Origin of the sequence: Salinibacterium sp. PAMC 21357 (genome assembly GCF_000247645.1) — a bacterium.
Classification (GTDB): domain Bacteria; phylum Actinomycetota; class Actinomycetes; order Actinomycetales; family Microbacteriaceae; genus Rhodoglobus.
The window spans coordinates 445,974-472,257 of the sequence record NZ_AHWA01000002.1 but is presented as its reverse complement, the minus strand read 5'-3'; the positions used below and the strand labels follow the sequence as shown (position 1 = coordinate 472,257).

At 60.0% G+C, this 26,284-nt stretch carries 19 protein-coding genes, 1 tRNA gene and 1 pseudogene; 13 read left to right on the top strand and 8 right to left on the bottom strand.

What is annotated here, in order from left to right; all coding sequences use genetic code 11:
• Window positions 1-162 precede the first annotated feature (162 nt).
• Complete coding sequence (locus tag ON14_RS02250) at window positions 163-1,845, top strand: bifunctional 3'-5' exonuclease/DNA polymerase (protein ID WP_010202812.1); 1,683 nt, start codon at window positions 163-165, stop codon at window positions 1,843-1,845.
• Window positions 1,846-1,874: 29 nt separating this feature from the next.
• On the opposite strand, the gene ON14_RS02245 is transcribed toward ON14_RS02250, so the two are convergent.
• Window positions 1,875-2,507 (bottom strand): PadR family transcriptional regulator, encoded by a 633-nt coding sequence (locus tag ON14_RS02245; RefSeq protein WP_010202810.1) that lies wholly within the window; start codon window positions 2,505-2,507, stop codon window positions 1,875-1,877.
• 275 nt (window positions 2,508-2,782) lie between these two features.
• Between ON14_RS02245 and ON14_RS02240 the strand changes: the two genes are divergently transcribed.
• A complete protein-coding gene (locus ON14_RS02240; protein WP_141629906.1) occupies window positions 2,783-3,532 on the top strand; it encodes a hypothetical protein in 750 nt (249 codons plus the stop codon).
• 4 nt (window positions 3,533-3,536) lie between these two features.
• On the opposite strand, the gene ON14_RS02235 is transcribed toward ON14_RS02240, so the two are convergent.
• On the bottom strand, window positions 3,537-4,013 hold the full coding sequence (locus ON14_RS02235; protein WP_229820251.1) for an Lrp/AsnC family transcriptional regulator: 477 nt from the start codon (window positions 4,011-4,013) through the stop codon (window positions 3,537-3,539).
• A gap of 245 nt (window positions 4,014-4,258) precedes the next feature.
• Here ON14_RS02235 and ON14_RS02230 point away from each other — a divergent pair, with 245 nt between their 5' ends.
• The 8 genes from ON14_RS02230 to ON14_RS02200 all read left to right on the top strand — a co-directional run bounded on the left by ON14_RS02230 (window position 4,259) and on the right by ON14_RS02200 (window position 11,231).
• Window positions 4,259-5,821 carry an ABC transporter substrate-binding protein gene (locus tag ON14_RS02230; protein ID WP_010202805.1) on the top strand — a complete coding sequence of 521 codons (1,563 nt, stop codon included), beginning with the start codon at window positions 4,259-4,261 and terminating at the stop codon, window positions 5,819-5,821.
• 14 nt (window positions 5,822-5,835) lie between these two features.
• Window positions 5,836-6,897 carry an ABC transporter permease gene (locus ON14_RS02225; protein ID WP_010202804.1) on the top strand — a complete coding sequence of 354 codons (1,062 nt, stop codon included), beginning with the start codon at window positions 5,836-5,838 and terminating at the stop codon, window positions 6,895-6,897.
• On the top strand, window positions 6,894-7,589 hold the full coding sequence (locus ON14_RS02220; RefSeq protein WP_010202802.1) for an ABC transporter permease: 696 nt from the start codon (window positions 6,894-6,896) through the stop codon (window positions 7,587-7,589). Before ON14_RS02225 ends, ON14_RS02220 begins: the two co-directional genes overlap by 4 nt.
• On the top strand, window positions 7,586-7,747 hold the full coding sequence (locus tag ON14_RS16050; RefSeq protein WP_010202800.1) for a hypothetical protein: 162 nt from the start codon (window positions 7,586-7,588) through the stop codon (window positions 7,745-7,747). Before ON14_RS02220 ends, ON14_RS16050 begins: the two co-directional genes overlap by 4 nt.
• Window positions 7,744-8,613: an ABC transporter ATP-binding protein gene (locus tag ON14_RS02215; protein ID WP_010202799.1), complete on the top strand. Its 870-nt coding sequence runs from the start codon at window positions 7,744-7,746 to the stop codon at window positions 8,611-8,613. The genes ON14_RS16050 and ON14_RS02215 overlap by 4 nt, the downstream gene beginning before the upstream one ends.
• Window positions 8,610-9,452: an ABC transporter ATP-binding protein gene (locus ON14_RS02210; RefSeq protein WP_010202797.1), complete on the top strand. Its 843-nt coding sequence runs from the start codon at window positions 8,610-8,612 to the stop codon at window positions 9,450-9,452. The genes ON14_RS02215 and ON14_RS02210 overlap by 4 nt, the downstream gene beginning before the upstream one ends.
• Window positions 9,453-9,637: 185 nt before the next feature.
• Window positions 9,638-10,141, top strand: a complete 504-nt coding sequence (locus ON14_RS02205) for a DUF3145 domain-containing protein (RefSeq protein ID WP_010202795.1) — start codon at window positions 9,638-9,640, stop codon at window positions 10,139-10,141.
• Window positions 10,142-10,493: 352 nt separating this feature from the next.
• A complete protein-coding gene (locus ON14_RS02200) occupies window positions 10,494-11,231 on the top strand; it encodes an SDR family oxidoreductase (RefSeq protein ID WP_010202793.1) in 738 nt (245 codons plus the stop codon).
• Window positions 11,232-11,378: 147 nt separating this feature from the next.
• On the opposite strand, the gene ON14_RS02195 is transcribed toward ON14_RS02200, so the two are convergent.
• From ON14_RS02195 to aceE, 6 genes and pseudogenes are all read right to left on the bottom strand, one after another.
• The gene (locus tag ON14_RS02195; protein WP_010202792.1) at window positions 11,379-12,614 is read right to left on the bottom strand and encodes a beta-ketoacyl-[acyl-carrier-protein] synthase family protein; all 1,236 of its coding nucleotides are present in this window, start codon (window positions 12,612-12,614) and stop codon (window positions 11,379-11,381) included.
• A 113-nt stretch (window positions 12,615-12,727) separates the two neighbouring features.
• Complete coding sequence (locus ON14_RS02190; protein WP_010202791.1) at window positions 12,728-12,976, bottom strand: acyl carrier protein; 249 nt, start codon at window positions 12,974-12,976, stop codon at window positions 12,728-12,730.
• Window positions 12,977-13,044: 68 nt separating this feature from the next.
• Window positions 13,045-14,049 carry a beta-ketoacyl-ACP synthase III gene (locus ON14_RS02185; RefSeq protein ID WP_010202790.1) on the bottom strand — a complete coding sequence of 335 codons (1,005 nt, stop codon included), beginning with the start codon at window positions 14,047-14,049 and terminating at the stop codon, window positions 13,045-13,047.
• A complete protein-coding gene (locus ON14_RS02180; RefSeq protein ID WP_010202788.1) occupies window positions 14,046-14,966 on the bottom strand; it encodes an ACP S-malonyltransferase in 921 nt (306 codons plus the stop codon). Before ON14_RS02180 ends, ON14_RS02185 begins: the two co-directional genes overlap by 4 nt.
• A gap of 102 nt (window positions 14,967-15,068) precedes the next feature.
• The gene (locus ON14_RS02175; RefSeq protein ID WP_010202786.1) at window positions 15,069-16,211 is read right to left on the bottom strand and encodes a helix-turn-helix domain-containing protein; all 1,143 of its coding nucleotides are present in this window, start codon (window positions 16,209-16,211) and stop codon (window positions 15,069-15,071) included.
• A gap of 51 nt (window positions 16,212-16,262) precedes the next feature.
• Window positions 16,263-18,988, bottom strand: a pseudogene (aceE, locus tag ON14_RS02170) (pyruvate dehydrogenase (acetyl-transferring), homodimeric type).
• A 179-nt stretch (window positions 18,989-19,167) separates the two neighbouring features.
• Between aceE and ON14_RS02165 the strand changes: the two are divergent.
• The 3 genes from ON14_RS02165 to ON14_RS02155 all read left to right on the top strand — a co-directional run bounded on the left by ON14_RS02165 (window position 19,168) and on the right by ON14_RS02155 (window position 26,277).
• A complete protein-coding gene (locus ON14_RS02165; RefSeq protein ID WP_010202785.1) occupies window positions 19,168-19,641 on the top strand; it encodes a redoxin domain-containing protein in 474 nt (157 codons plus the stop codon).
• Window positions 19,642-19,718: 77 nt separating this feature from the next.
• Window positions 19,719-19,794, top strand: a tRNA-Val gene (locus ON14_RS02160).
• Between the two features lie 240 nt (window positions 19,795-20,034).
• Window positions 20,035-26,277, top strand: coding sequence for a cytosine permease (locus ON14_RS02155; protein WP_010202783.1), 6,243 nt, complete (start codon window positions 20,035-20,037; stop codon window positions 26,275-26,277).
• Window positions 26,278-26,284: the final 7 nt, after the last annotated feature.

Here is a 26,284-nt window from a genome sequence, read left to right as displayed (position 1 = left end):
CAACGTTGATCGGAGTGCCTCTGGCTAGCCCGTGGCCGTCTGCGCCTGAAGTCAGTGCGTGACCGTCGTCGAACAATCTCACATCAGGGCGATAGGGGGATGAAGACCGCCGAACCGTTCAGTTAGGCAGCCGGTGTCGGCGGAGCACGGCAGACTAGTCACGTGTACTTCGTGCTGACGACTAGTGGCCGCACCCTCACCGCCACACGCGTGGATGCGGCGGGCGCGGTTGTTGGCGAAATCCTTGTCGACGATCTGGCTGCCTTTGTTGCGCAGACGCAACGCGCCGAGCCTGACACTCGGTGGGTGTGGCATGACACGGCGGCGTGGTACCCGGCTTTGTTAGAGGCACGGGTGCGCGTTAATCGTTGCTTCGACCTTCGGTTGTGTCATGCGATTCTGAGAAATTCGGTCTTCACTCGCGAATCGTCGCTGGCCAAAGTGCGATCCAGTCGGTGGGATGCCCTCGCTCAAGCGGGCCATGCCGCGCCCGTCGATCACGTCACCCCGCAACACTCGACGCTCTTTGACTTCGAGGAGGACGATCAGGCTTTAGAGGATGGCGAACTCGACGTTCTTGCGGAATTTTTGAGCCAACTCGAGGCCGTTGCCAGCTCCACCGAGACCGGGCGCCTGCAGCGACTGCTCTCGGCGGAGTCGGCTGGTGCGCTGATCGCCGCGGAGATGCGCTTTGCTGGTCTGCCGTGGAGCGCGCAAGCGCATGATGAGATCTTGACCGAGATGCTCGGCCCGCGACCGAGTACCGAGGGTGCACGGCCAGTGAAACTCGAAGCACTGGTTGAGGAGATTCGCACGCTGCTCGACTCCCCGCGATTGGCCCCAGAATCTCCCGCTGAACTCTTGCACGCGTTGAGCGTTGCGGGCATTCAAGCGACGTCAACTCGGTCGTGGGAGCTCAAACAGCTCAAGCATCCGGCGATAGCACCGCTTCTCGAATTCAAGAAGCTCCAGCGCCTCATGACGGCCAATGGATGGTCGTGGCTCGACTCGTGGATTGTCGACGGGCGTTTTCGCCCCGATTATATTCCCGGCGGTGTCGTGACTGGTCGGTGGGCGACGAGCGGCGGAGGCGCGCTGCAGTTGCCGCACCTTATTCGCGGCGCAGTGAGGGCCGATCCGGGATGGAAGTTTGTGGTCGCCGACGCGTCGCAACTCGAGCCACGAATTCTGGCCGCGATGGCCGGAGATCGAGGAATGGTCGCGGCTGGGGCTTCGGGCGATCTGTACGAGGGCATTGTGGCGAGTGGTGCGGTTGATTCTCGTGCCCATGCCAAGCTCGCGATGCTGGGCGCGATGTATGGGGCGACTTCGGGGGAGAGCGGTCGACTGATGCCTCGACTAGCGCGCGCCTACCCTGCGGCGATTGCCCTTGTCGAGCAGGCGGCGCGCTCGGGTGAACGTGGTGAGGTGGTAAGCACTCAGCTGGGTCGCAGTTCCCCTCCCGGCGCCCATTCGGCGGCTTACGACGACTCGCAGTCCCCGGCCCAGCGTGCAGCGTCGCAAGAACAGGGGCGCTCCTGGGGGCGCTTTACGCGCAACTTCATCGTTCAAGGCACCGCTGCAGAGTGGGCTCTGTGCTGGATGGCGAGCATCCGCAATCAGCTCACTCAACTTTCGGATGCCGCGTGGCTCACCGACGCACCACACTTGGTCTTTTTCTTGCACGACGAAGTGGTGGTGCACGCTCCGGCTGAGCTAGCGGACAGTGTCGCCGAGCATGTGACAGCGGCAGCAGCGGATGCCGGTCGTCTCGTGTTCGGGGATATCCCCGCGACGTTCCCGCTCACGACCGCTATCGTCGATCGCTACGACCGCGCCAAATAGCAGTTTCGGCGTCGGCAACTGTTCACAGCTCAATCGTTAGGGGACGCAGCAGCGGTCGTCGCCGGTCTGCCCCGTTTCGGCTTGGTGAGGTTGAGGGCAAACGAGTCGGCAAAGCCGAGCGACTGCGCCGTCGTCAACGCGGCCTCGACGTGATCGAGCCACTGCAATTCTGCTTCCGCGTGGGCGTAGAGCGAATCGGTCACGAATTGCTCGGCGAGTTGGCTGGCGTCGCGGGCATCCTCACGCACTTCCACGGTGAGAGAGAGGGCGCCAACGACGCCGCGCGTGGTCTGTCGCTGACGCTCGATGACGGCGTATGCATCGACACCCGGCAGAGTGACGGCAATTGCGAGCTTGATCGCGAGTTCGTCGCGGCTGACTGAGTAGCTGTCAATGGGGGTATCGAACCACCGATCGACTTCGAGCTTTCCCGCTGGCGTGATTGCGTAATAGGTCTGTTGCGAGGAGTCGGTGTTGGAGTCAACAGGCGCGCTGGTTTTAGCCACCAGGTCGTCGCGCACGAGGCGATCGAGCGTGTTGTAGATCTGACCGACGTTAACGGACCACGTTGACCCGGTGCGCCGGTCGAATTCGGAACGCAACTGATAGCCGTAGCAGGGACCCTGCGCCAAGATCGAGAGCAAGCTGTGGCGGATTGACATGCCAGACCTTCCGGGTAAATCGATACTGAGTATGTAGTAACTGACGATAGTGATGGGGTGGATGCTCGGCCGCTACTGCTCGGTGTGTCGAGTTCTTTGCACCAAAGTCAGGCCACAATTGTTCCTTCGCGTCTAATATTTCGGGGTGGATCAATGGAGACGTTGCTGCCGCGTGTCACGACGGAACGTCCATCTAGGAACGGTGTGTGCTGGATGAACTGGACTCATCGCGGCCGATTTCGCACCAACAAGCTCGTAGCCCCATACTCATCTGCGTGAGTGATTCCCCCGTAGCTGCAGCAGCGGCCCAGCCTGTTCCCGAGTCGATCAACGATCGCGAGTTCATCCTGACCTTCTCGTCGGGGAGCGAAGTTTCCGCAACGTCTCCTACCCGGTTCCGCTACCGCCAAGAAGGCCAAATGGTCTGGGGTGAGTATTACGGAGACACGGTCGCTCTCGGGCGCTTCGTTGGCCGTCGCGATGGCGATGTCGTGTCGATTCGCTTCGCTCACCGTCTGGCAACCAGCGACGAGGTCGTACTCGGGATGGCGTCAAGCACCATCCGTTGGGCGGCGGACGGCAGGCTTGAACTCTACGAAGAGTTTGAAAAAAACGGCAAGACCGAGGTCAGCATCTGTCTCGAGGCGGAACGCCATGGAGCGTGGCCCGACCTTGATCCCGCTCACCGCAGCGCTCCTCAGCTCGACGGGACCACATTCATCCTTGAGGAGTCGACCGCGAGCGCGGTCAGCGCCGAGCCAACCCAATTCGAGTTTGACGAGAATTCGGGCGTTGTGTGGGGTTTCTACTTTGGCGACACCGTTACAGCGGGCCGATGCGTTGGTCGATATCGCAATGGTGTGCTCGACGAATTCTTCGTGCACCACGTCATCGCCAGTGACACCACTCTTCTCGGGGACAGCAGCACAACGCTCGGCTCGCGCGCCGACGGACGCCTTGAGCTCATTGAAGAGTTCGTGCTTGATGGTGTGCCAGGTAAGAGCGTCTGCGTACAGGTCATCTAGCGAGCTAGTTGTTTAATCCGGCTCGATTGGGGTCTGCCCGAGTGAAACGCGTGAGGCCCAGTTGCGCCGGTTCTTGAGGGCGCTCCGGCAAGTCTGACGGCAGCAGGTAGGGCCGCTGAAAGACTTCATCGAGAACCAGAACGGTTTCGAGAGACTTAACTTCGGGAAGCACCGAGAGCACTCCAACGATGAAGTCGTGAATTGCGCCAACTTCGTGCCCGCGAATGAGCAGCATCGCATCGTGCTCGCCCGTTGTGATGCGGCAGGATTCGATCTCCGTCATGTTCGTGATGCGATCGCGAAAACTCGCCCACGTTTGCGGATGCACGGAGAGAAACACGAGCGCACAGATACCGAGTCCCGCTTTCGCTGGGTCGATCTGGGCGCTGAAGCCCGTGATGACACCGTCTGACATCAGTTGTTCGACGCGGGTATAGACGTTGGCGCGAGAGACATTTACCTTCTCTGCGAGAGCCGACATTGATATTCGTCCGTTATAGCGCAGCTCGCTCAATATCTTCAGGTTGATCTCGTCCAATTCGGACGGTGATTGTCCAGTGCCTGCCGAACCGTGGGTGCCTTTTGTGGACATATTGTGTGAAAACTCCCTCATGTTTGACTCATGGTCTGAACGAACGTGCCTTTGATTGGACAGACTAGCGGGAATTGTGCCAATCTCAAGCACAGCCGTCCAGAGGCTGTTCTATAACCACCAAGGAGTTCCCTTTGCGCACTAAGTTCCGCTACGTAGCGGCCGCCTTCGGGCTGACTGCATCACTGGCCCTCGCCGGTTGCGCTGCAGCAGCACCCGAAGCAAGCGACAGCATCGTTATTGACACCGCTTTCACGCTCGAGACCAGCGACCCCGGTCGCAACTACGTGCCGACCGGCTACATGGTGTCGAAGGCCCTCTACGAGACGCTCCTCGACTTCGCCGGCTCTGACGAGTCGACTCCCGTTCCCGGACTCGCTACGTTCGAGTCGAACGATGACGCCACCGTGTTCACCTTCACTCTCGACGAGGGTCGCGTGTTCTCCGACGGTTCAGCGATCACCGCTGACGACGTTGTCTTCTCGCTCAACCGCGTTGCGGGAATGACCGAGAGCAAGGCGAACTTCTTGATGAACGGCATCACCGTCGCCAAGATCGACGACATGACCGTTGAGCTCAGCACGGAGACCCCGTCGCTCAAGCTCCCCGCCCTCATGACAAACCCGTCGCTCGCGATCCTCAACTCCGCCCGCGTTATCGAAAACGGCGGAACGACCGATGACTCGGATGCTGCTGAAGCATTCTTGAACGAGACTTCTGCTGGTTCCGGCCCGTACATCCTCGACTCGGTCAACTTCGAGTCGCAGGTAGTGCTCACTGAGAACGAGAACTACAACGGTGACGAAGACATCGACTTCACTCGCGTCGTTATCCGCAACGTTTCTGAAGCTGCAACGCAGAAGATCAACCTTGAGGGCGATGACTCGCAGGTAGCCGTCGACCTCAGTGGCGACCAGGTTGCCAGCTTGAGCGATGGCATCAACGTGTTCTCGACTCCGTCGGCACAGACCATCTTCTTGCTGATCAACCAGAGCGAAGAAGTGGGTGGAGTTACCTCCAACCCCGACTTCGCGAACGCTGTTCGTTACGCCCTCGACTACCCGGCGCTGCTTGAACTCGCTGGTGCGGGCTCAGAACAAGCAACCGGTGTCATCCCGCCGTCGTTCCTCGGCGCGCTGGAGAACGGTGTTGAGCAGGACCTCGACGTTGCAGAAGCATCGCTAGAAGCATCCGGTTACAAGGGTGAAAGCATCACGCTCGAATACCCGAATGACTACCCGGTTGGTGGCGTGAGCTTCACCCCGCTGGCTGAGCGCATCCAGTCGCAGCTTGCGGATGCGGGAATCACCATCGAGCTCGCTCCGGCGCCGTTCACGACGCAAATCGACAGCTACGTCAACGGAACCGAAGGCTTCAGCATCTGGTTCTGGGGCCCCGACTACGCCGATTCTGCCAACTTCCTGCCGTTCTCGGCTGGACAGAAGGTTGGACTGCGCGCCGGTTGGACCGCTGAGCAGGACACCGACGTCGTGAACCTGGCTTCGGCAGCAGAGAACGCCACGAGCTTCGACGAGCGCGAGACTGCATTCAGCAACTTCGCTGAAGCTCTGCAGCAGCGTGGCCCGTTCGTTCCGCTGATCGTTCCTGGTTCCAACATCGCGACCGCGTCGTACATCGATGGAGTTGCTTACAACTCCACTTGGACGATGGACATCGCTGAACTGCAAGCTAAGTAGAAAGAATCTCTAGCGTGGGAAACACACCCCGCGCGACCCGCAGGTACTCGACCAGTTCACCTCTGGTCGGGTACCTGCTTCGTCGCCTCGGAACCTCAGTCCTGCTCCTCTTCGGAGTCACTATCGTCACGTTCGCTCTCGCGAACCTTGTGCCGGGTGACCCCATTGCGGCGGCGCTCGGTGAAGGGGCGGCGAGTAATCCCGCCACCGTCGAGGCGTATATCCAGGAACGCGGCCTTGATCAGCCGCTTCCCGTTCAGTACGCCAACTACATCGGCGGACTGTTCCAGGGCGACATGGGGATTTCGTTGCGGACGACCCAGCCCGTCGCTGACGACCTCGCCAAGGCAGTGCCCGCCACTGTCGAGATCGCACTGCTCGCGATCATCGTCAGCCTCGGCATCGGTGTCGCTCTCGGCTCGCTTGCGGCCTACCGTCGTGGCAAGATCAGCGACCAGCTCGTTCGCGTTTTCTCGCTGATCGGTCTCAGCATCCCGACGTTCTGGATGGCGCTGGTTAGCTTCAACTTCTTCTTCCTTCAATTGCGCATCGCGCCTGGCTCGGGTCGACTCTCGCCCGCATTAGCGCCGCCGCCGACCGTGACTGGTTTCTACACGGTGGACTCGCTCCTTGACGGCCAATGGGTAACGTTCACGGACGCACTCGCGCACCTTATGCTTCCCGTTTTCGTCCTGTCGCTCTTCACTATCGGCCTCTTGACGCGCTTCGTTCGCACTTCTGTGCTTGAGGTTCTCGACGCCGACTACGTTCGTGCCGGTCGCGCTAAGGGACTCAGTAGCCCGCGCTTGCTCTTCGGTTACGTGCTGCGCGGTGCCTCCCTGCCGATCCTCACGATCGTTGGTCTCGCGTTCGGAACGCTGCTCTCGGGCACCGTGCTCGTGGAGGCGGTATTCGCGTGGCCCGGCCTCGGCAGCTACGCCTACAACTCGGCAACCAGCCTCGACCTTCCCGGCGTCATGGGCGTCGGTCTCGTCGTTGGTGTTGTCTACCTGTCTATCAATTTCGCCGTCGACCTTCTTTACGGTGTACTCGACCCGAGGGTGAGGCTCGCATGAGAACGCGTTGGCTAAAGATTCCTGCCGCGTGGATAACTCCGCTCGGTGTCATTGGTGCTGTTATTGCTCTCGCGTGGGTGGGCATTGCTTTCACGGCGCGTGCGTGGGTTCCTTTTGACCCGCTGTCGCAAGATTTGCCGCGACTGCAGGCTCCCGGTATCGACACCCTCATGGGTACGGATGCTCTCGGTCGCGACATTTTCTCGCGCTTGATGACCGGTGCCAGCGTCACGATTCCGCTGGCGCTCATGCTCGTGCTCATGTCGCTTGCTGTCGGCACCCTCATTGGTGCAATCGCCGGCTACTTCGGCAAGTGGGTCGATGAGTTGCTTATGCGTCTCACAGACCTCGTGATGGCGTTTCCGACGGTCATCCTCGCCATGGTGGTCGCCGCAGCCCTCGGCCCGTCGCTGTTCAATGCGGTGATCGCAGCTTTCGTGGTCTCGTGGCCGCAATATGCGCGAATGACGCGAAGTATTGTGCTGGGGCTTCGAACCCAGAACTACGTCATGGCCGGCCGCCTTATGGGCTTCTCGCCGTTCAAAACCTTGCGCGTCGACATTGCGCCCAATGTGGTTGGTCCGATTCTCGTTCTCGCGAGCCTCGATGTGGGAACGGCAATCCTGTTACTTTCGGGCCTCTCGTTCTTGGGCTCGGTGCTCAACCGCCAACGGCCGAGTGGGGTTCGATGATCTCCGCAGCCATCCAGAACTTCGATAGCTGGTGGATCGGGTTGTTCCCTGGCCTCGCGATTCTCACTGTCGTTATGGCCTTCAACTTTGTTGGTGACTCGCTGCGAGACATCTTCGACCCGACCTCTCAGGTCTCGCGAGCGGGGGCACGGTCATGATCGACGAAACAACACCTCAGCCTGCGGATGCCGCAGCCGCATCAACCACGCCAGTACTCATGGTCGACGGGCTCACGATCGGTATCGGCTCTCGCAAGGACCTGAAGTCCATCGTTAAGGGCATCAGCCTCTCGCTTACCCCTGGACGTATTCAGGGTCTCGCGGGCGAGTCGGGTTCGGGCAAGACGGTCACGTCGCTCGCGATGTTGGGCCTGCTGCCGAGCAATGCGGTCGTTGGCGGCTCTATTCGCCTGACCGAGCCCGAGCGCGGTGACACGGAACTCGTCGGGATGTCGCACCGTCAGCTCAACGAGATTCGTGGCCGCCGCATCGCCATGATCTTTCAGGATCCCTCGTCGAGCTTGCACCCGCAGTTGACTGTCGGTACGCAGCTCACTGATCATGTGAAGCGTCATCTGAGGATGTCGTCGAAGCAAGCGCGGGCGCATGCCATAGAACTGCTTGACCGGGTTCGCGTTCCGAATCCGGCAGAAGCGCTCACTCGCTATCCGCACCAATTTTCGGGCGGGCAACGACAACGTATCGCTATTGCGATCGCGTTGGCGTGCGATCCGATTGTTTTGCTCGCGGACGAACCAACGACGGCGCTTGACGTGACCGTTCAGGCGGGCATCCTGCACTTGCTGCGTGACTTGGCCGATGAGCGCCAACTCGCGGTTCTGTTGGTTACCCACGACTTGGGCGTCATGAGTGCTATCGCCGATGACATCGCGGTGATGCGTCACGGTGAAGTCGTGGAGTCGAATGTGCGCCGCGAGATTTTTGCTAACCCGCAGCACGCGTACACACGTGAGCTGCTCGCGTCGCTTCCGGGCGCCGCCGGCTTCGAGGAGTCAACCAAATGACCGAACTGCTTGAGGTCGAAGACCTCGTCATCGAGTACCACGGCGCTACTGTCGTTCGCGCTGTCGACGAGGTGTCGCTCACGATTGCTCCTGGCGAAGTGCTGGCCCTCGTGGGGGAGAGCGGCTGTGGCAAGTCGAGTTTGGCGCGAGCCGTTGTCGGCATGGAGAAGCCGCGTGCCGGCTCAGTCACTTATCGCGGTTCAGAAGTTCCCCTGCTGGGTGTTCGCCGTCGTCGCGCGCAGTTCACGTCGATCCAGATGGTGTTCCAAGACCCGAACTCATCGCTCAACCCTCGTGTTCGTGTTGGTCAACAAATCGCTGAAGGCATTCGTGCCGCGGTGGAACGTGGCGATGAGGGCTCCCACCCCGAGGAGTGGCTCGAACGCGTCGGGCTTCCCACCGACATGATCTCGCGCTATGCCCATGAGCTGTCGGGTGGTCAACGTCAACGCGTTGCTATCGCGCGTGCTTTGGCCGCGCGCCCTGATCTGTTGGTTGCTGACGAACCGATTTCTGCTTTGGATGCTTCGAGCCAGGCATCTGTTGCTGACATGATGCGCAAGCTCGCGCTCGATGCCGGCGCTGGGTTGCTGTTTATCTCGCACGACCTCGCGATCGTGCGCCTCATCGCCGACCGCACGGTGGTGATGTATCGGGGAAAGATCGTCGAATCGGGCGTCTCCGATCTCATTTGGAACGATCCAGTTCATCCCTACACGCGGGCGCTCATCTCGGCGATTCCCGAGCCGGACGGCAAAGGAAACCTCCCCGCCGCACCGGCGGCGGATGCGCCCGAAGAGTGGCGAAGTGAGCTTCCCGAGGCCCTCGACCGCGTCTAAAAGCTTCCGAATTGCCTCGATCTGGGCTGAAGTCGGTCGAATATGCCGCAACGCTTGTATTTTCCCGGATTCTTCGGCGATAATGGCCCCAAGCGGTTCGCCGCACAATTTAATAGCTTGAGTGCCGTCACAGGCACCGTTCGTGGATCGATGGGGAAGTCGCATCCAAACGGAACGGAGATATCGTGACTGCACAAAACGCTCGCGGAGTGCTCTACGTGCACTCTGCTCCTCGCGCGCTCTGCCCACACATCGAGTGGGCAGCTGGTCGCGCTCTTGAACGTGCCGTGAATTTTTCATGGGATGATCAGCCTGTGCTCAAGGGTTCTCAGCGTGCTGAGTTCTATTGGGAGGGTCCGCAAGGCTCTGGCGCCAAGATCGCGTCGTCTCTTCGCGGCTGGGAGCACCTCCGTTTCGAGGTCACGGAAGATCCCAGCGCTGGTAGTGATGGCGGCCGCTGGATGCACACCCCCGATCTTGGTATTTTCTTCGCGCAAACCGACGCCGTGGGCAACATGGTGATTCCGGAGGATCGCATTCGCTATGCCATGGAAGTTGCAGGATCCGATGCCTTCGAATTGCACCGCGAACTCCGTTTAGCTCTTGGGCAGGCGTGGGATGACGAACTTGAGTCGTTCCGGCACGCTGGTCAAGATTCCGCGGTTGTGTGGCTTCACAAGGTCGGTTGATCATGATCTCCGAACGGACGCACGCCCTAGAGCTCGCGGTTGACACACGGATACCTTTGATCGAGTGGAACGACTGTATCGATGTCATTCTTGATTCCGCAGAGTCGACGTTTGATGGCGAGTGCGCTCAGCACGATGGATGCCGTTCCATCCTTTAGCGCGAGCCCTTTTGGTGATCAGCACGCTGACCGTTGCCTGCGATCATCTTTCTCACCTAGCGTTCAGCAGGCTCCCGGCGTAGCGTTGAACTGTGGCCGGAATTGTTCGGGCACGGTCGCCACAGCGGACCGTTCCCGGGTCCTCAGACTGCGACCTTCCGGCTGAAATAATTTCAGGATTCGGAAGGAACACAATGTCTAGGTTTGACGGAAAAGTAGTTCTCATCAGCGGCGGCGCACGCGGCATGGGGGAGTCCCATAGTCGAGCGATCGTCGCCGAGGGTGGCAAAGTTGTCATCTCTGACGTCTTGGATGCGGAGGGTCAGACTCTGGCAGACGAACTCGGCTCCAATGCGATCTACACGCATTTGGATGTGACTAAGGAAGAAGAGTGGAACGCGGCCGTCAAGCTTGCCGTAGACACTTTTGGTGGGCTGAACGTCTTGATCAATAACGCCGGAATAGTGAACTTCGGCACCCTTGACGGCTACACCGAAAAGGATTGGGCGTTGATCATCGGCATCAACCTCACGGGAGCATTCCTGGGGATCAAGGCATCGGCTCCAGAACTCGTCAAAAACGAGACATCGGCCATCGTTAACATCTCGTCGACGGCCGGAATGCAGGGGTACGCAGCCCTGCACGGCTACACCGCCTCGAAGTTTGGGTTGCGCGGATTGACCAAGTCCGTCGCAATGGAACTGGGCTCGCAGGGTGTTCGGGTGAACTCTGTTCACCCGGGCGGAATACGCACACCGATGACTGACGGTCTTGATGTGGGCGAGCCCGGCACGCCGATCAATCGCATCGGTGAGCCAGAAGAGGTCACCAAGATGGTGCTCTTCCTGGCAAGCGACGACGCGAGCTTCTCCACCGGTTCAGAGTTCATCATCGACGGCGGTACTCTCGCTGGCGAAGGCGCCGTCGGCTAACAAACAAGCAGAATCTCGTGCGTCGAAGTGATCGGGATCGTTAACGGTCAGCACGCTTAACGAACTATCGCCCACCAGATCATTGATCTTGGTGGGCGATAGTTCGTTAACAACTCGACCTGCGCGGTAGGCGGAGGGTGTGGCTAGTTAGACGGAGCGGAATGCCGCTACCGCGTTATGGCCACCGAAACCGAACGAGTTGCTGATCGCTAGTTGCGGTCCTGAGCCGAGGTCGCGTGGCGACGTGACGACATCGAGTGGGATCGCGGGATCCTGCTCGGTGAGGTTGATCGTGGGGGGAGCGGTGCGGTGGTACAGGGCCAACACCGTGAAGATTGCCTCAAGTGCGCCTGTGCCGCCCAAGAGGTGCCCTGTGGCGCCCTTGGTTGCTGAAACCGGAATGTTGGGCAGGTGCTCACCGAAGATGCGCAAGAGCGCCTTGTACTCGGCGATGTCGCCAACGGGAGTGCTCGTGGCATGCGCGTTGATATGTGTTACCTGGTCGACGGTCGCGCCGGCAGCTTCGAGAGCGTCTCGCACGGCGCGTGCCGCGGCGGTGCCTTCAGGGTCAGGTGCAGTGATGTGGAATGAGTCACTGGTCACGGCGCCACCAGCGAGCTCGGCGTAAATGCGTGCGCCGCGAGCGAGAGCGTGTTCTTCGGTCTCGAGTACGAGCGTTGCAGCGCCCTCACCGAGCACAAAGCCGTCTCGAGAAACGTCGTAGGGGCGAGACGCGGTTGTTGGATCGTCGTTTCGCTTCGAGAGTGCTTGCATCGAGGCGAAGGCAGCAATCGGCAACGGGTGAACGACGGCTTCAGTGCCACCGGCGATGACGACATCCGCAAGGCCTGCCTGCAGGTGAGCGTAAGCGTTTGCGAGTGCTTCGGTGCTGGACGCGCACGCAGAGACATCGGTGCGCGCATAGGCGCGTGAGGGGATGGCCATGCTGATAGCGGCCGCAGCAGCGTTCGGCATGAGCATGGGGATCGTCATCGGCAGCACACGACGTGGGCCTTTTTCGCGCAGGGTGTCCCACGCATCGAGCAGTGTCCACAGTCCGCCGATGCCGGTGGAGTAGTCAACGCCAATGCGCTCAGGATCGACGTCGGGCGAACCCGCGTCTGCCCAAGCTTCACGGGCGGAAATCAGAGCGAACTGGCTAGACGGGTCGAGACGCTTGTATTCAACGCGCTCGAGAACCTCTTCGGGGCGAACCTTGGCCTCGGCAGCAAAGGTGACGGGGAGAGAGTGCTCTGCAACCCAGTCGTGCTCGAGCGAACGCGCACCTGATTCACCGGCGAGAAGGGCGTTCCACGACTCTGTCGCGGTTCCGCCGAGAGGCGTGGTGGCACCAATGCCAGTTACAACGATCTTTTTGGTCATTTCACGTTCCTTTTGAGTGCATGGCTCAGAGAATCCGCCAGGGGTCACTTCCTGGGGTGCTGCGCGGAGGCCAACCGCAGCGAATGCGGTTGGCCGTCCACGTCGAGCGGGTGTTACGCCTGAGCGTTGGTGATGAAGCTCACTGCGTCACCGACGGTCTTGAGGTTCTTTACCTCTTCGTCGGGGATCTTAACGTCGAACTTCTCTTCTGCGTTGACAACGATCGTCATCATCGAGATGGAGTCGATATCGAGGTCATCGGTGAACGACTTGCCCATTTCAACAGTGTCGGTCGCGATGCCGGTCTCGTCGTTGATGAGCTCAGCCAGTCCGGCCATAACTTCTTCAGTGGACAGTGCCATGTTTTTCTCCTTGGAATGTAAATTGACCGTTAGCCAGTGTAGGCCAGCAGCGGCGTTTCGCGGGGGTGCTACGGCAGAACGATTACTTGCGCGCCGAATACGAGCCCTGCACCAAAACCGATTTGAAGGGCGAGGCCGCCACTCAATTCGGGGTTCTCTTCGAGCAGACGGTGAGTCGCGAGCGGAATGGATGCCGCCGACGAATTGCCCATGTCGGCAACATCGCGAGCGATCACGACAGACTCGGGCAGCTTCAGCTGCTTCGCAAACTCGTCGATGATGCGCATGTTGGCCTGGTGAGGGATAAACGCAGCGAGGTCGTCTGCGGTGATTCCCGCGACATCCAGTGCTTCCTTCGCTACCTTTGCCATATCCCAAACAGCCCAACGGAAGACGGTCTGGCCCTCCTGGCGCAGTGTCGGCCACGCAGCGTCGCCTTCACGGAAGTCGACAAGTGTCGCGTTCATCTTGATCGCGTCAGCCTTCGAGCCATCCGAGCCCCAGACCGGAGCCGAGATGCCGGGGGTATCGCTCGGACCGATAACAACCGCTCCCGCGCCATCAGCCAGAAGGAACGAGATGCTGCGGTCGGTGGGATCGACAATGTCAGAGAGCTTCTCGGCGCCGATTACGAGGGCGTATTTTGCTGCGCCCGCACGAATCAGGGCGTCAGCCTGGGTGACTGCGTAGCTGAAGCCAGCGCACGCAGCGTTCACGTCATACGCCGCGGCAGGGTTGGCTCCTACGCGGTCGGCGACAACAGCGGACATCGACGGCGTTTGCAGAACGTTGCTGATCGTCGCGATGATCACGAGGTCGATCGCCGACGGGTCGACGCCAGACTTCTCAATCGCTTCGCGAGCGGCATCTGTCGCGAGATCGACAGCGAGGATGCCCGCTGACGCACGACGGCGCGTGATCATGCCGGTGCGCTGCTGAATCCACTCATCGCTCGAGTCGATCGCTTCAACGAGCTGATTGTTGTCAACAATCAGGTCGCCGCGGGCAGCGCCATAACTGTAAATTTTCGTGAACTGTGACCCGGCGGACTGGGTGAGGGTGGGTGCGGTCATGCGTTGGCCTCCATCAGGTCAAATGCTGCGGATAGATCGTCTGGTGTCTTCACAGCGACGGCCGGGATGCCCCGGAGCCCGCGCTTTGCGAGACCAACTAGGGCGCCTGCTGGCGCGAGTTCAATGATTCCGGTGACTCCGGCATCCGCTAGTGAGTTCATGGTGAGGTCCCAGCGCACCGGCGACGACACCTGACCAACGAGGAGATCAACGTAGTGCGACCCGCTCTCGATGAGAGAACCATCGCGATTTGAGTAGATCGGCAGGGTGGGCTCATTTTTCGTGAGGCCAGCCGCGACCGTTTCAAGGTGAGCGACCGCGGGCTGCATGTATCGAGTGTGGAACGCTCCAGCAACCTGCAACGGAATCACGCGAGTTCCTTTGAGAGGCTCGGCGGCCAGGTTGGCAAGCGCGTCAAGCGCACCGGCAACAACAATCTGCCCGCCGCCGTTGAAGTTCGCGGGCTGCAAGCCAAGCTCAGCGAGACGTTCGAGTAATTCGGTTTCATCGCCACCGATAACGGCAGACATCCCCGTCGCCTCGAGGGCTGCGGCTGACGCCATAGACGCGCCGCGCTCGACGACAAAACGGATCGCTTCGTCTTCAGAAAGGATCCCGGCTGCCGCGGCGGCCGTTATCTCGCCAACCGAGTGACCAGCAACCGCCCCAATGTTCTTGCGTCGTCCGTCTGCCGTGAGCGCCGCGAGAGTCAACAGTCCAGCGGCGACGATGAGCGGCTGCGCTACTGCCGTATCGCGGATTGTGTCTGCGTCCGAAACGGTGCCGTGTTTCACGAGATCGATTCCTGCGACGTCAGAGATAGCCCCGAGCTGATCGCGCAGAGATTCGTCTTCGAGCCACGGTGCGAGGAATCCTGGCGTCTGGGAGCCCTGGCCGGGCGCAACTACAACAATCACTTAGCTAGTCTGCCAATCTTTTTTCGGAACCGCTTGGATGACCCCACCAAACCTTTGGGGGATCGTTGTGGTTAATGCACCAAAAACAGAGTCGTCCGTGCTCTAGCGGCTCGACTCGGGGTCAGATATTGAGCCAACGATCAGAGCTGCTTGCAAGATCAATGCTTCGCGCGCACCGGTAGCATCCCAGCCGATAACTTCGCTGACACGCTTTAAGCGATAACGCACAGTATTTGGATGCACGAAAAGTTCGCGAGCGGTCGCTTCAAGCGAGCGACCATTGTCGAGATAGCACCATAGGGTGGTCAACAGGTCCGTGGAGTGAGCCTGGAGCGGCTTATAGATCTTGTTGATGAGGGTCGAACGCGCTAGGGGATCGCCCGCGAAGGCGCGCTCCGGCAGTAAGTCATTGGCGAGAGTCGGTCGCGGTGCGTTTCTCCACGACCGTGCCACAGCGAATCCGGCCAATGCAGCCTTCGCACTCTTAGACGCTTCAACCAAACTCGCGACCTCGGGACCGAGCACTAAGTGTCCGCTACCGAAGCCAGGCTCGAGCTGCTCTGCGATCGTCATGAACGGCAGAGGTTCGGCATCCTCCGTCTTCTCAGAACGAGGGGCTGCGCGACCGATTACTAAGACAAGGCGACTGCCCTGCACGCCGATCAATACGTCGGCATCTAAGTGCCGTGCCGTGCGTCGTAACTGGTCAACATCGAGCATTCGTGGGGCCGTGCCCACCAAAACGCAGACTTCGCCATGACCATTCCAGCCGAGAGCAGCAATGCGACTGGGAAGTTCGTTGTCGTATTCTCCGCTGAGGATGGAATCAACGACCAAAGCCTCAAGACGGGCGTCCCACAATCCACGTGCCTCTGCCGCGCGGGCATAGACATCTGCCGACGCAAAAGCGATCTCGCGGGAATACAACAAGATCGCTTCTCGAAGCACATCGTCGTCAGCTTTAACTCGAGCTTCGACAACTTCAACCGTGATGCGGATCAGTTGCAGTGTTTGCTGGAGTGAGACCGAACGCAGCAATTCGCGCGGCGCGGCACCGAACACATCCGCAGCAATCCACGGTGTAGTGGTCGGGTCTTCGAACCAGCTAATGAAGCTCGTGATGCCGGCCTGAGCCACCAGACCGACGGCGGAACGCCGCCCTGGTGGCATTTCGCCATACCAGGGCAGCGTGTCCTCAAGCTGCTTCAGAGTCGCTGTCGCAAGTTCGCCCGAGATAACACGCAACCAAGCGAGCGTTTGCGCCTTGGTCTTCTGTACCGGGGGAATGGTTGCGACCTAGCTTTCGCCGCCGGCAGAACCGGTGGTGCCCGCATTGACATCATGGAGGCTGTACTTCTCAATTGCGTGAGCAAGAACAGCGGGATCCATTTCGCCGCGCTTAACGAGCGACTGCAAGGTGCGAACGACCATCGAGTGGCTGTCGATCTTGAAGAAGCGTCGTGCAGCCGCGCGAGTGTCAGAGAAACCGAAGTCGTCGGCACCCAATGTCGCAAAGTCGCCGGGAACGAAGGCGCGGATCTGATCAGGCACGGCGTGCATGAAGTCGGTCAGTGCCACAAACGGGCCCTTCGCTTCCGCAAGCTTCGTCGTGACATAAGGCACGCGAGGTTCCTCGTTGGGGTTGAGGAAGTTGAACTCCTCCGCCGCAAGGCCGTCTCGGCGCAGTTCGGTCCATGACGTGACCGACCAAACATCAGCGGCAACGCCCCAGTCGGATGCCAAGAGCTGCTGCGCTTCGAGTGCCCACGGAACCGCAACACCGGAAGCAAGCAACTGAGCCTTCGGCCCCGTGATCGTCGCTGACGAGAGGTGGTAGATACCCTTCAACGCACCCTCGACGTCGAAGTTCTCAGGTTCAGCAGGCTGAACAAGAGGCTCGTTGTACAACGTCAGGTAGTACATAACGTTGGGATCCTCGTGCTTGCCGCCGTACATGCGCTCAATACCGTCGCGCACGATGTGGCCAAGCTCGTAACCATAGGCAGCGTCATAGCTGACAACCGCAGGGTTTGTGGATGCCAAAAGCAGCGAGTGGCCGTCAGCGTGCTGCAGGCCTTCACCCGTCAGCGTCGTGCGACCGGCCGTGGCGCCCATGATGAAACCGCGAGCCATCTGGTCGCCGGCAGCCCACATGGCATCGCCAGTGCGCTGGAACCCAAACATCGAGTAGAAGACATAAACCGGGATTAGCGGCTCGCCGTGAGTTGCATATGAGGTACCAACAGCGGTAAACGCCGCGAAGGCACCCGCTTCGTTGATGCCAACGTGCACGATTTGGCCCTGCGGGCTTTCCTTGTAGGCAAGCAATTGCTCGCGGTCTACTGAGGTGTAGTGCTGCCCGGCGGGGTTGTAGATCTTCGCGGTCGGGAAGTAGGCGTCCATGCCGAACGTGCGTGCCTCATCCGGGATGATCGGAACGATGCGGTTACCAATGGACTTGTCACGCAGAAGATCCTTGAGCAGTCGAGCGAAAGCCATGGTGGTGGCGATCTCCTGCTTGCCGGAGCCCTTCTTGACGACGTCGTAGGTCTTCGCCTCTGGCAACTCGATGTGCGTGTGCTTGGTGCGACGCTCGGGTACATAGCCGCCTAGTTCGCGACGGCGCTCCTGCATGTACTGAATTGCTTCATCGTCTTCACCGGGGTGGTAGAACGGCGGCTGGTACGGATCTGCTTCGAGTGCGGCATCCGTAATGGGGATGTGCATTTCGTCGCGGAACTTCTTGAGGTTATCGAGCGTCATCTTCTTCATCTGATGGGTCGCGTTGCGGCCCTCGAAGCTCGGGCCCAGGCCATAGCCCTTGACCGTCTTCGCGAGAATGACAGTCGGTTGCCCCTTGTGCTCGTTCGCGGCCTTGAATGCCGCGTAAACCTTGCGGTAGTCGTGGCCACCGCGCTTGAGGTTCCACACACGTCGTCCGAGAGGTGTTCGACCATTTTGAGAGTGCGAGGATCGCGACCGAAGAAGTTCTCGCGAACGTAAGCGCCAGACTCTGCCTTGTAGGTCTGGTAGTCACCATCGGGAGTGCGGTTCATGAGGTCGCGAAGCGCGCCCTCATGATCGTTCGCGAGCAGGTCATCCCACTCGCGGCCCCAGACAACCTTGATGACGTTCCAGCCGGCACCGCGGAAGAAACTCTCGAGCTCCTGAATGATCTTGCCGTTACCGCGAACCGGGCCGTCGAGGCGCTGAAGGTTGCAGTTGATGACGAAGTTGAGGTTGTCGAGGTTCTCGTTGGCTGCCCACTGCAGGGCTCCACGGCTTTCGACCTCGTCCATCTCGCCGTCACCAAGGAATGCCCAGACCTGCTTGTCGGACACGTCCTTGATACCGCGGTTGCTGATGTATTTGTTGTTCTGTGCCTGGTAGATCGCGTTGATCGGGCCCAGGCCCATCGAGACGGTCGGGAACTGCCAGAACTCGGGCATGAGGCGCGGGTGCGGGTAGCTCGAGATGCCGTTCGGAGCTTGAGATTTCTCTTGACGGAACCCCTTGAGCTGGTCTTCGCTCATGCGACCTTCGAGGAAGGCGCGAGCGTACATACCGGGGGAGGCGTGACCCTGGTAGAAGATTTGGTCTCCACCAGATTCGTGGTCTGCGCCACGGAAGAAGTGGTTGTGCCCTACTTCATAGAGCGCGGCAGACGACGCATAGGTCGAGATGTGGCCGCCAACCCCGACACCGGGGCGCTGGGCGCGGTGCACGGTGATCGCTGCATTCCAGCGGATCCACGCACGGTAGCGACGCTCGAGTTTTTCGTCACCCGGAAAATCAGGTTCATCTTCTTTAGCGATCGTGTTGATGTAGTCGGTGGTGGGAACCATCGGCACACCAAGGTGCAAATCTTTGGAACGCTTGAGCAGGCTGAGCATAATCTCGCGACCGCGCTCATGGCCTTGTGCTGCAACTAGGGAGTCGAGTGATTCGTTCCACTCGGCGGTCTCTTCTGGGTCCTTATCGGTGTTGGTTACCGAGTATGGGTCCTGGTCGTTTACCGTCACCGTTGACCTCTTTCGTGTAGAGAACAGAGTCGTGCGAGTCGAGTCACAACTGGGTTGCAGATGTGATGGGATCGACTACGCCCAACGATTCTAGTTGTCGGATGCGGCAACATTCGAACTGAGTCATTTTCTGCCGTAAACACTGGGCACTGAAGAGGGCGTTACTAGAGGGGTTTCGCATGACGATCACGATCGGGGCTGTGGCGCCCGACTTTGAGTTGCGCAATCAGCATGGGCAGACCATCCGGTTGCGTGAGCTCCTGTTGCGTCGTGCCGTGCTCGTGGTCTTTGTCCCGCTCGCCTTTTCGGCAGTGTGTACTGATGAAGTTGCGCAGCTCAACGAGTGGCATGATGTGGCGGCGAGCGCCGGAGTGGAGATCGTTGTGATCTCGGTGGACTCGACGGCAACGCTGCGGGCGTGGTCGGATGCCGAGGCAATCCAACTCTCGTTGCTCTCTGATTTTTGGCCGCATGGGCGCACAGCAGAGGCCTTCGGAGTATTGCTGGCAGATAAGGGGTTTGCCCGTCGCGCGAGTTTTCTTGTGGACCAGGACGGAGTGGTGCGGGATGTGATCGAGGCGGCGCTGGGCGAAGCGCGGCAATTCTCCGACTATGAACACTCAATTGTGGCTCTCACTTCTGGGCGGAGCTGACCGATTTGGGGTGGGTGTGAAGCGGGCACGAAAAACCATGTAGCATTATCGAGCGCTGCTTCGCATTGCGACGCTGCGGGCCTTTAGCTCAGCTGGTAGAGCGCCACGTTTACACCGTGGATGTCATCGGTTCGATCCCGGTAGGGCCCACCAAGAGAAAGCCCCCGTCAACAACGGGGGCTTTCTGCATTTCCCGCAAACTCTCCGATCGCTTCCCCAGCGCCGAGTGCCGCAGCAGTCGCCAGCCGCGTAGCGACTACGGTGGCAATCTTCGTGAGTGAGCTGCATGCGCCGGTCTACTCCGCTGGTCTCGTACTCAGATTTGCTGGAATATCTGTGCTGAGCACGGCTCGTCATCCCCGCAAAGTACTGGCTTCGCCCTAAGATTTGTGCATGGCATTCCACGACGACGTTGACGACGCAAACGATGCGAACGAAAAGACGTCTTCAGAGCAAGATTTCGAGCTACGTTTTCCTCGACGCGCGGCGTCAAGTTTTCCGGTAAATAGTTCGGCTGACGATGACGAGAAGACGAAACCTGTCGACTCGAGCGAAGCCTCAAGTGACGGAGTATTCGATCTGGATGCGGCTTTTACTGCGTCGAGCGATTCGCCGTCTGACGAACCCACCAATGTGCCCGCGCCGCCCCCTAGCGCCTCGAGCTTTGCTCCCATCGATTTGAATGAAGAGTTTCAGCGGTCCGATCTTTCTGATGCGCTCGACCAGGGCATGCCTCCCTGGGCGATGGCGCCAGCACCAGATCCCACACAGGCGGTGTCCCAACTCGATGCCCCTGACGGGCTCTCCAGCGACCAGGATGCCCCTGAGGTTCCTGCTCCTGACGCCCCTGAGCCCAAGGATGCTGCCCCCGAGGACGACGATCCTTACCGAATCCCCGCCGACTACACGACGCCCGACTTCTTCGCGTCACGTATTTCTCGACGTCGACCTCCTGTCAGCAATGACGAAGATGAAACCGACGTCGCTCTGAACCTGAGCCCAGCTTCAGAGTCCGCCGTCGATGGCGACGGATCAGGAAACCAGGCAGACAACGTCGCCGAATCGGCAGAGCCCGAAGCATCCAAAGACTTCGATTTCGATGCGTTGTTCGCGACTCAGAACCCGACAGCGAATTCTGTTCAAGCCGAGACCGTAAACGACACATCGTGGGCGGATGTATCGCCCGCTGTAGATCCTTTCGACTCCGTATCGTCAGATCACGCTCCTGAAACCAACAACGTCTGGAAGCTCGGACCGCTCGAACCAAACGTGAGCCCGGCGACCGCGGCTTCAGAGCCAGCCACGGTTGAGCCAGAGCTTGAAGAACCAGAGCTTGAAGAACCAGAGCTTGAAGAACCAGAGCTTGAAGAACTAGTCGTCGCTGAGCCAAACACAATCACCGCTGACGCCACGGCAGCCGACGAAGCGCCGGTTGACAGTGAGCCCACCGCTCTAGGCGAGACCGACCTTCAGGACGAACCCGCCGCTGCCTACGAGAACGATGTTTCGGACGACAACGAAGCGTCGCCTGACGCCGTTCTTGCCCCTGACGAGAATGCCTCCACTGCGGAGATTAATTCGTCCGACGAAGCTGTTTCGATTGGCGACGCGATCGGTTCTGCAGACACGACTGAGTCCCACGACGTGGCTACTCCGCCCGAGGCCAGCGAAGCCGACGATGTTGCCGCCGCCGGACTTCCGCTTCCGGTAGCGGAAGTAATCGAGGGCGCCCCCATGTGGAACCTCGACGGAGTCGGCGCACCCGACCCGCTGCAAAATACTCAACCGAGTCTCGATGTCGAGCGCTCATCGTCGCTAGAGTTTCCCGCCGATGTTTTCGCAACGGCAGCGGCAGAATTCGCGCCCAAGCAAACGGATGATCAACCGTACGATGCGCAAACGTCCGACAACGAGCCGTCTTCTCTCGACAACGATCCCTCTTTCCCCGTGAAGGAAGCGAGCGAGCCGGTTGGTGCCGAGGACTCAAACTTCGGCGAACTACTAGGCTTCGCGCCTGATGTGGCCGATGCTGGTCTGGACCTAGACGCTCACGATCACGGCAACGAGTCAGAAAATGCAACTGCGGCAGAAGCGCCGCCTGAGGTCTTGGACTCGTCGCACGTTCCTGAAGCCACAGTGGTCTCGGCTTCGGCAGAAGCGCCAGAACCATCCGAGTCAGCTGAGTCCTTCGCGCCAGCCGACTTCGTCGTCCCATCGGGTGAGGCTGATAGTGCTCACGACGCTCTCGCTCTTGATTCCGCGGATGAGCCTTCCGGATCTGAAATACCGGCGGCTGTCGACGCTGAAGAAGCTGAAGACAGCGCGGACGCCGCTACCGATGGATCGGTGAATGGTCCGTCAGTGGAAAAGTGGACTCCCTTCGCGCAACATGACTCGTCGAACACGGAAGATGTGCTCGAGCCGGCCGAAGACCCGGAAGTTTTCGCGGCACCGACCGAGCCTGCCCTGTCTGAAGAAGCGACCGCAGTTGAAGAAGCGACGCCTTCTGAAGAAGGGACTGCTCCTGAAGAAGCGACCGCTTCTGAAGAAGGGATTGCTCCTGAAGTAGCGACACCTTCTGAAGAAGCAGTTGCTCTTGCCGAAATTTTCGCTCCTTCGGAATTCGCAGGTCCTGTCGAATCTTTCGCTCCCGCTGAGCCCATCGCGCCAGCTGAGCCCGTCGCGCCTGCTGAAGCCGCAGTGCCGACGGAAAAAGTCGAACCTGTTGACGTGCTCAACTCAGACGAGGTAGATGCGAACGCGAACGCAGAGACTTCTCCTGCTGCCGCAGCAGAGGCGCCGACACCTGAAGAATGGAACCCGTTTGCCGCTTTCGCGTCAACGGATACCGCTGATTCCCTCGACTCGCGAGAGTCTGCGGAAGAGCCAATCTCTCAAGCTGAAGTTCCCGATTCAGACGCTCCTGAGGAGTGGAACCCGTTCCACGCTTTTGAGCCAGTCGACTCCTCCGCAGTAATCGATGAGACACCGGACGCTGAAGAGCCCGAGTCCACTGACGTTCCGGTAATCGAGGAAGCATCAACGCTTGCCGACGAAGAGTCAATCTCGCAGCCACCCTTCGAGGCACCCGACCAGACTCTTGTTGCGCCGAGCGCGGACGTAGCTGACGCGGTCGTCCAGAGCAACCTATTAGCTCCGCCTGCGGCCGGTGAATTTGCTGGTGAGACCAAAGCCTTCAATGGCGAAGATGCAGTGTCCGCTGCTGCTACCGAAATCCCCACTACTGAGCCTGACGTCTCCGCGGCTGAAACAGAGATTCCGACGCCTCCTGTGCGGCGTTCCATGGCCGACGATGAGCTACTGACGTGGGCCGACAGCCCTGAGAACCAATCAACCGGCACGTTGAGCGTAATTGAGGTGCTCGAAGCTCAGCTTCGCCTGCGCGAAGAAGACGCACGTGAATACCGTGAGTGGGAGACGACTCTTCGTTCCCAAGGCCGCGCAGACGCCGGCGACGCTGACGATGCGACCAGCCCATCGGTTGCTGATCCTGCACCGCGCAGTGATGTTTCCACCGATGCAGCTGGGCCTGCTGTGGTCGAAAATTCTGCGTCCCCCGCCGCTGCTCCCGTGACACCTGCCGTTCAGTTGCCAGCGTGGGAGGTGCCACCGCCCAGTGACTCGTGGTCTCCTGGGGCCGACTTCGATGACGAGATTCCGTTCGCCGCGCATGCCGACCCTACTGGCTCGATCACGCTTCCATTCCAAGATGCGGATAGCCCATCAGGGCCGACAACCGAAAGCATGCAGGCACCGGAATCGGTTAGCCCCCGTGCTTCGGAGTCCGACAACGTATCGTTCGGTCAGTCGCGGTTCGCGCCCAGTGCGGATGACTCCGCTCACGCCAGCGTCCCTGATGTCGCTCAGTTCGCCGCACCGACACCAGAGCCTGCGCCAGAAGAAGTTGACGATTCGAAATCGGAATCGGAATCGGAATCGGCACCGGTAATCGCGCCCGGGGTGGGCTTGCTGGCTGACGTTGCCCCGACAGGGCAGGTAACGACTGAAGAAGACGCCGACTCTGATTCTGCGATCGAAGCCGAAGCCGAAGCCCCGTCCGAAGCCGAAGCCGAAACGGCTTCCGCGATCGAGACTGGGCCTGAACAGGTCGTGCCCCATTTCGACGCGGAATCCGGACTCTTGAGCTTGGGCGGCATCGCATCGCCTCAAGAACCCACTGCGCCGCCAATTGATGACAATTTCAGCGCCCCAGAGGCCAGTCGTTTTGCGCCGTCTCCGCAGCTTCCTCTCGATGAGGACGGCGACTACGACGAAATTCCTTTCGCCCCTCCGGCCCTCGTCGAGCCGGTTACCGCACCGTCGACACCTCGCTCAAATCTTGATGAGCATGTCTCTTTCGGCGACTTTGGCTTCACTCCTCCGATCTCTGGAGAGCCAGAGGCATCCGCAAGCGCGGCGGCACCCATCGCAGAGCCCGAAGCCGAGCCACCGTTTGCTTTCGGCCTCGATGTGCCTTCCGAGTCTGCGTCGGCAGCAACGTCCGAACCGCTAGCGACCGACACTGAAGCATTCAGCGACAACGCAGCGGACACAACAGCGGTCGATAGCGACACTGCGGTCGAGGATCTCGAAACTGAGGCAGCATCCGCCACCTTTAGCTTCGCGTCTCAAGAAACTCCGCGATATGTGCCCAGCGCTCCGGTTAGCTTTGACGACCTGCTGAAGACGGATGACGTCGATGTCATCGACGATGAGCCCGAGGACGACGACGTTAATCCGCTTGATCTGTTCATCGCCGAGCCCGAGAGCCCTGTTCAACAGGGTGACCCACTCTCGGACGTGCAGACCGGATCAGTCACGATCACCGACGCAATGCAGGAAGCGGAGACGGATGAGGCTGTAGACGCGAGCGATCGCTCGACCGACTCCTCCGATCTAGCCGCGCCCGACACCTCTCTCGACAGCAATCCGATCCCCTTCGCTGCGGGTGCTGCTGCCGGCATCGCCGGTTCTGCTGCCGCGGCACACATCGCCGCACCGTCTGTCGCTTCACCGTCAGCGCCTGTTTCGAACGCACCGAGCGTCGCTGCACCGCAGGCAACAGATTCTGCAGCGGTCCCGCAACCGATGTTGCTCTCAAACGCACGCGTGAGCCAACAACCTCTTGGTCTCGGAGACGTAGCTCCGACCGCTCAGCCGGTTTTTAGTCTCGAAGAGAGTGGCCTCGAGCCCACTCCCATGGATCGCCGCGTGGGCCAAGCGGCCCGGATGTTCTGGCTGTGGTTTGCGGCGAACTCGTCGATTGTGAGTCTCGGTCTCGGTGCTGCCGTCTTCGCGGTGGGAATGAGTCTTCGCCAATCAATCGTGGCAATTCTGGCTGGCGTGGCGTTATCCTTCATCCCGCTAGGGCTCACGACGCTCGCGGGCAAGCGCAGCGGACAGCCAACAATGGTGATTTCCCGATCCGCGTTTGGCGTGGTCGGAAACGTGGTTCCGTCGGTCATCGCATTGGTCGCACGACTCTTCTGGGGCGCAGTGCTGCTCTGGGTTTTGGCGTCCTCGGTCACTATCGTGCTCATCGGCTCTGATCTCAATGTTGGATTGGGCGATCGTCAGCTTCTCCTCATTGCCTTGGCACTTTCGTTCTTGGTTGCGCTGGTTATCGCGTTTGCTGGCTACCCGCTCTTTGCGCGCATCCAGTTGATTTTGAGCATTATTTCCGGAGTGCTCGTTGTCGGGCTCATCGCTTTTACCGCTCAGTACATTGATGTAGCTCAGGCGCTCACGACTCCCGATGGCTCTTGGCTGCTTACCCTCACCGGCGCTGTGCTCGTGTTTAGCTTCTTGGGCTTGGTCTGGGCGTACAGTGGCGCCGATATCGCGCGCTACCAACGCACGTCGTCGAGTGGAGCAGCTTCGGCACTCTCAGCCTCGTTCGGCGCGACACTGCCCGCATTCGTGCTCATCGCTTACGGCGCACTTCTGGCAGCATCCGATCCGGCAATCGCCCGCGATTTCTTGGGATCACCTCTCGACACCTTGCTGACTCTGCTGCCCGGATGGTATCCGATCCCGCTGCTCCTGGCCGCGGCACTCAGTCTGCTCTCGGGCATCACATTGAGTCTCTACTCGGGCGGATTCGCACTCCAGGCTGTTGGCGTACGCCTTCCGCGGCAGTGGTCAATCGTGATCGTCGGCGTGCTGTTGGGTGCGTTGGCCATCCTGTTCGCTTTCGGTATCGATGGGGGAATTAACGAACTCTTCCGCGACGTGGCTACGACTCTTGCGGTTCCGACAGCAGCGTGGGTCGGAATTTTCGCTGCAGAGACAATGATTCGCAACCGTCGACTAGACAGTGCTTCGTTGACCTCTCGCGGCGGAATTTACGCGGATGTTCGTTGGGTCAACCTCAGCGCGTTCCTCGCGATTTCGGCAATCGGGTTTGCGCTGACAAGCGCAACAATTGGTTGGCTCTCGTGGCAAGGCTATGGGTTCGTCGCGCTAGGCGTCGACCTCAACTCCGAGCTGGCAGCAACCGACCTTGGTGTGCTCGTTGCGCTTGTCCTCGGCATCCTGACCCCGCTCGTTGCCGGTATCCCTGCGATTCGCCATCAAGAGGCAGGTAGTTCGGAGCGCGCTACCCGCCACGCCTAGACTGAAA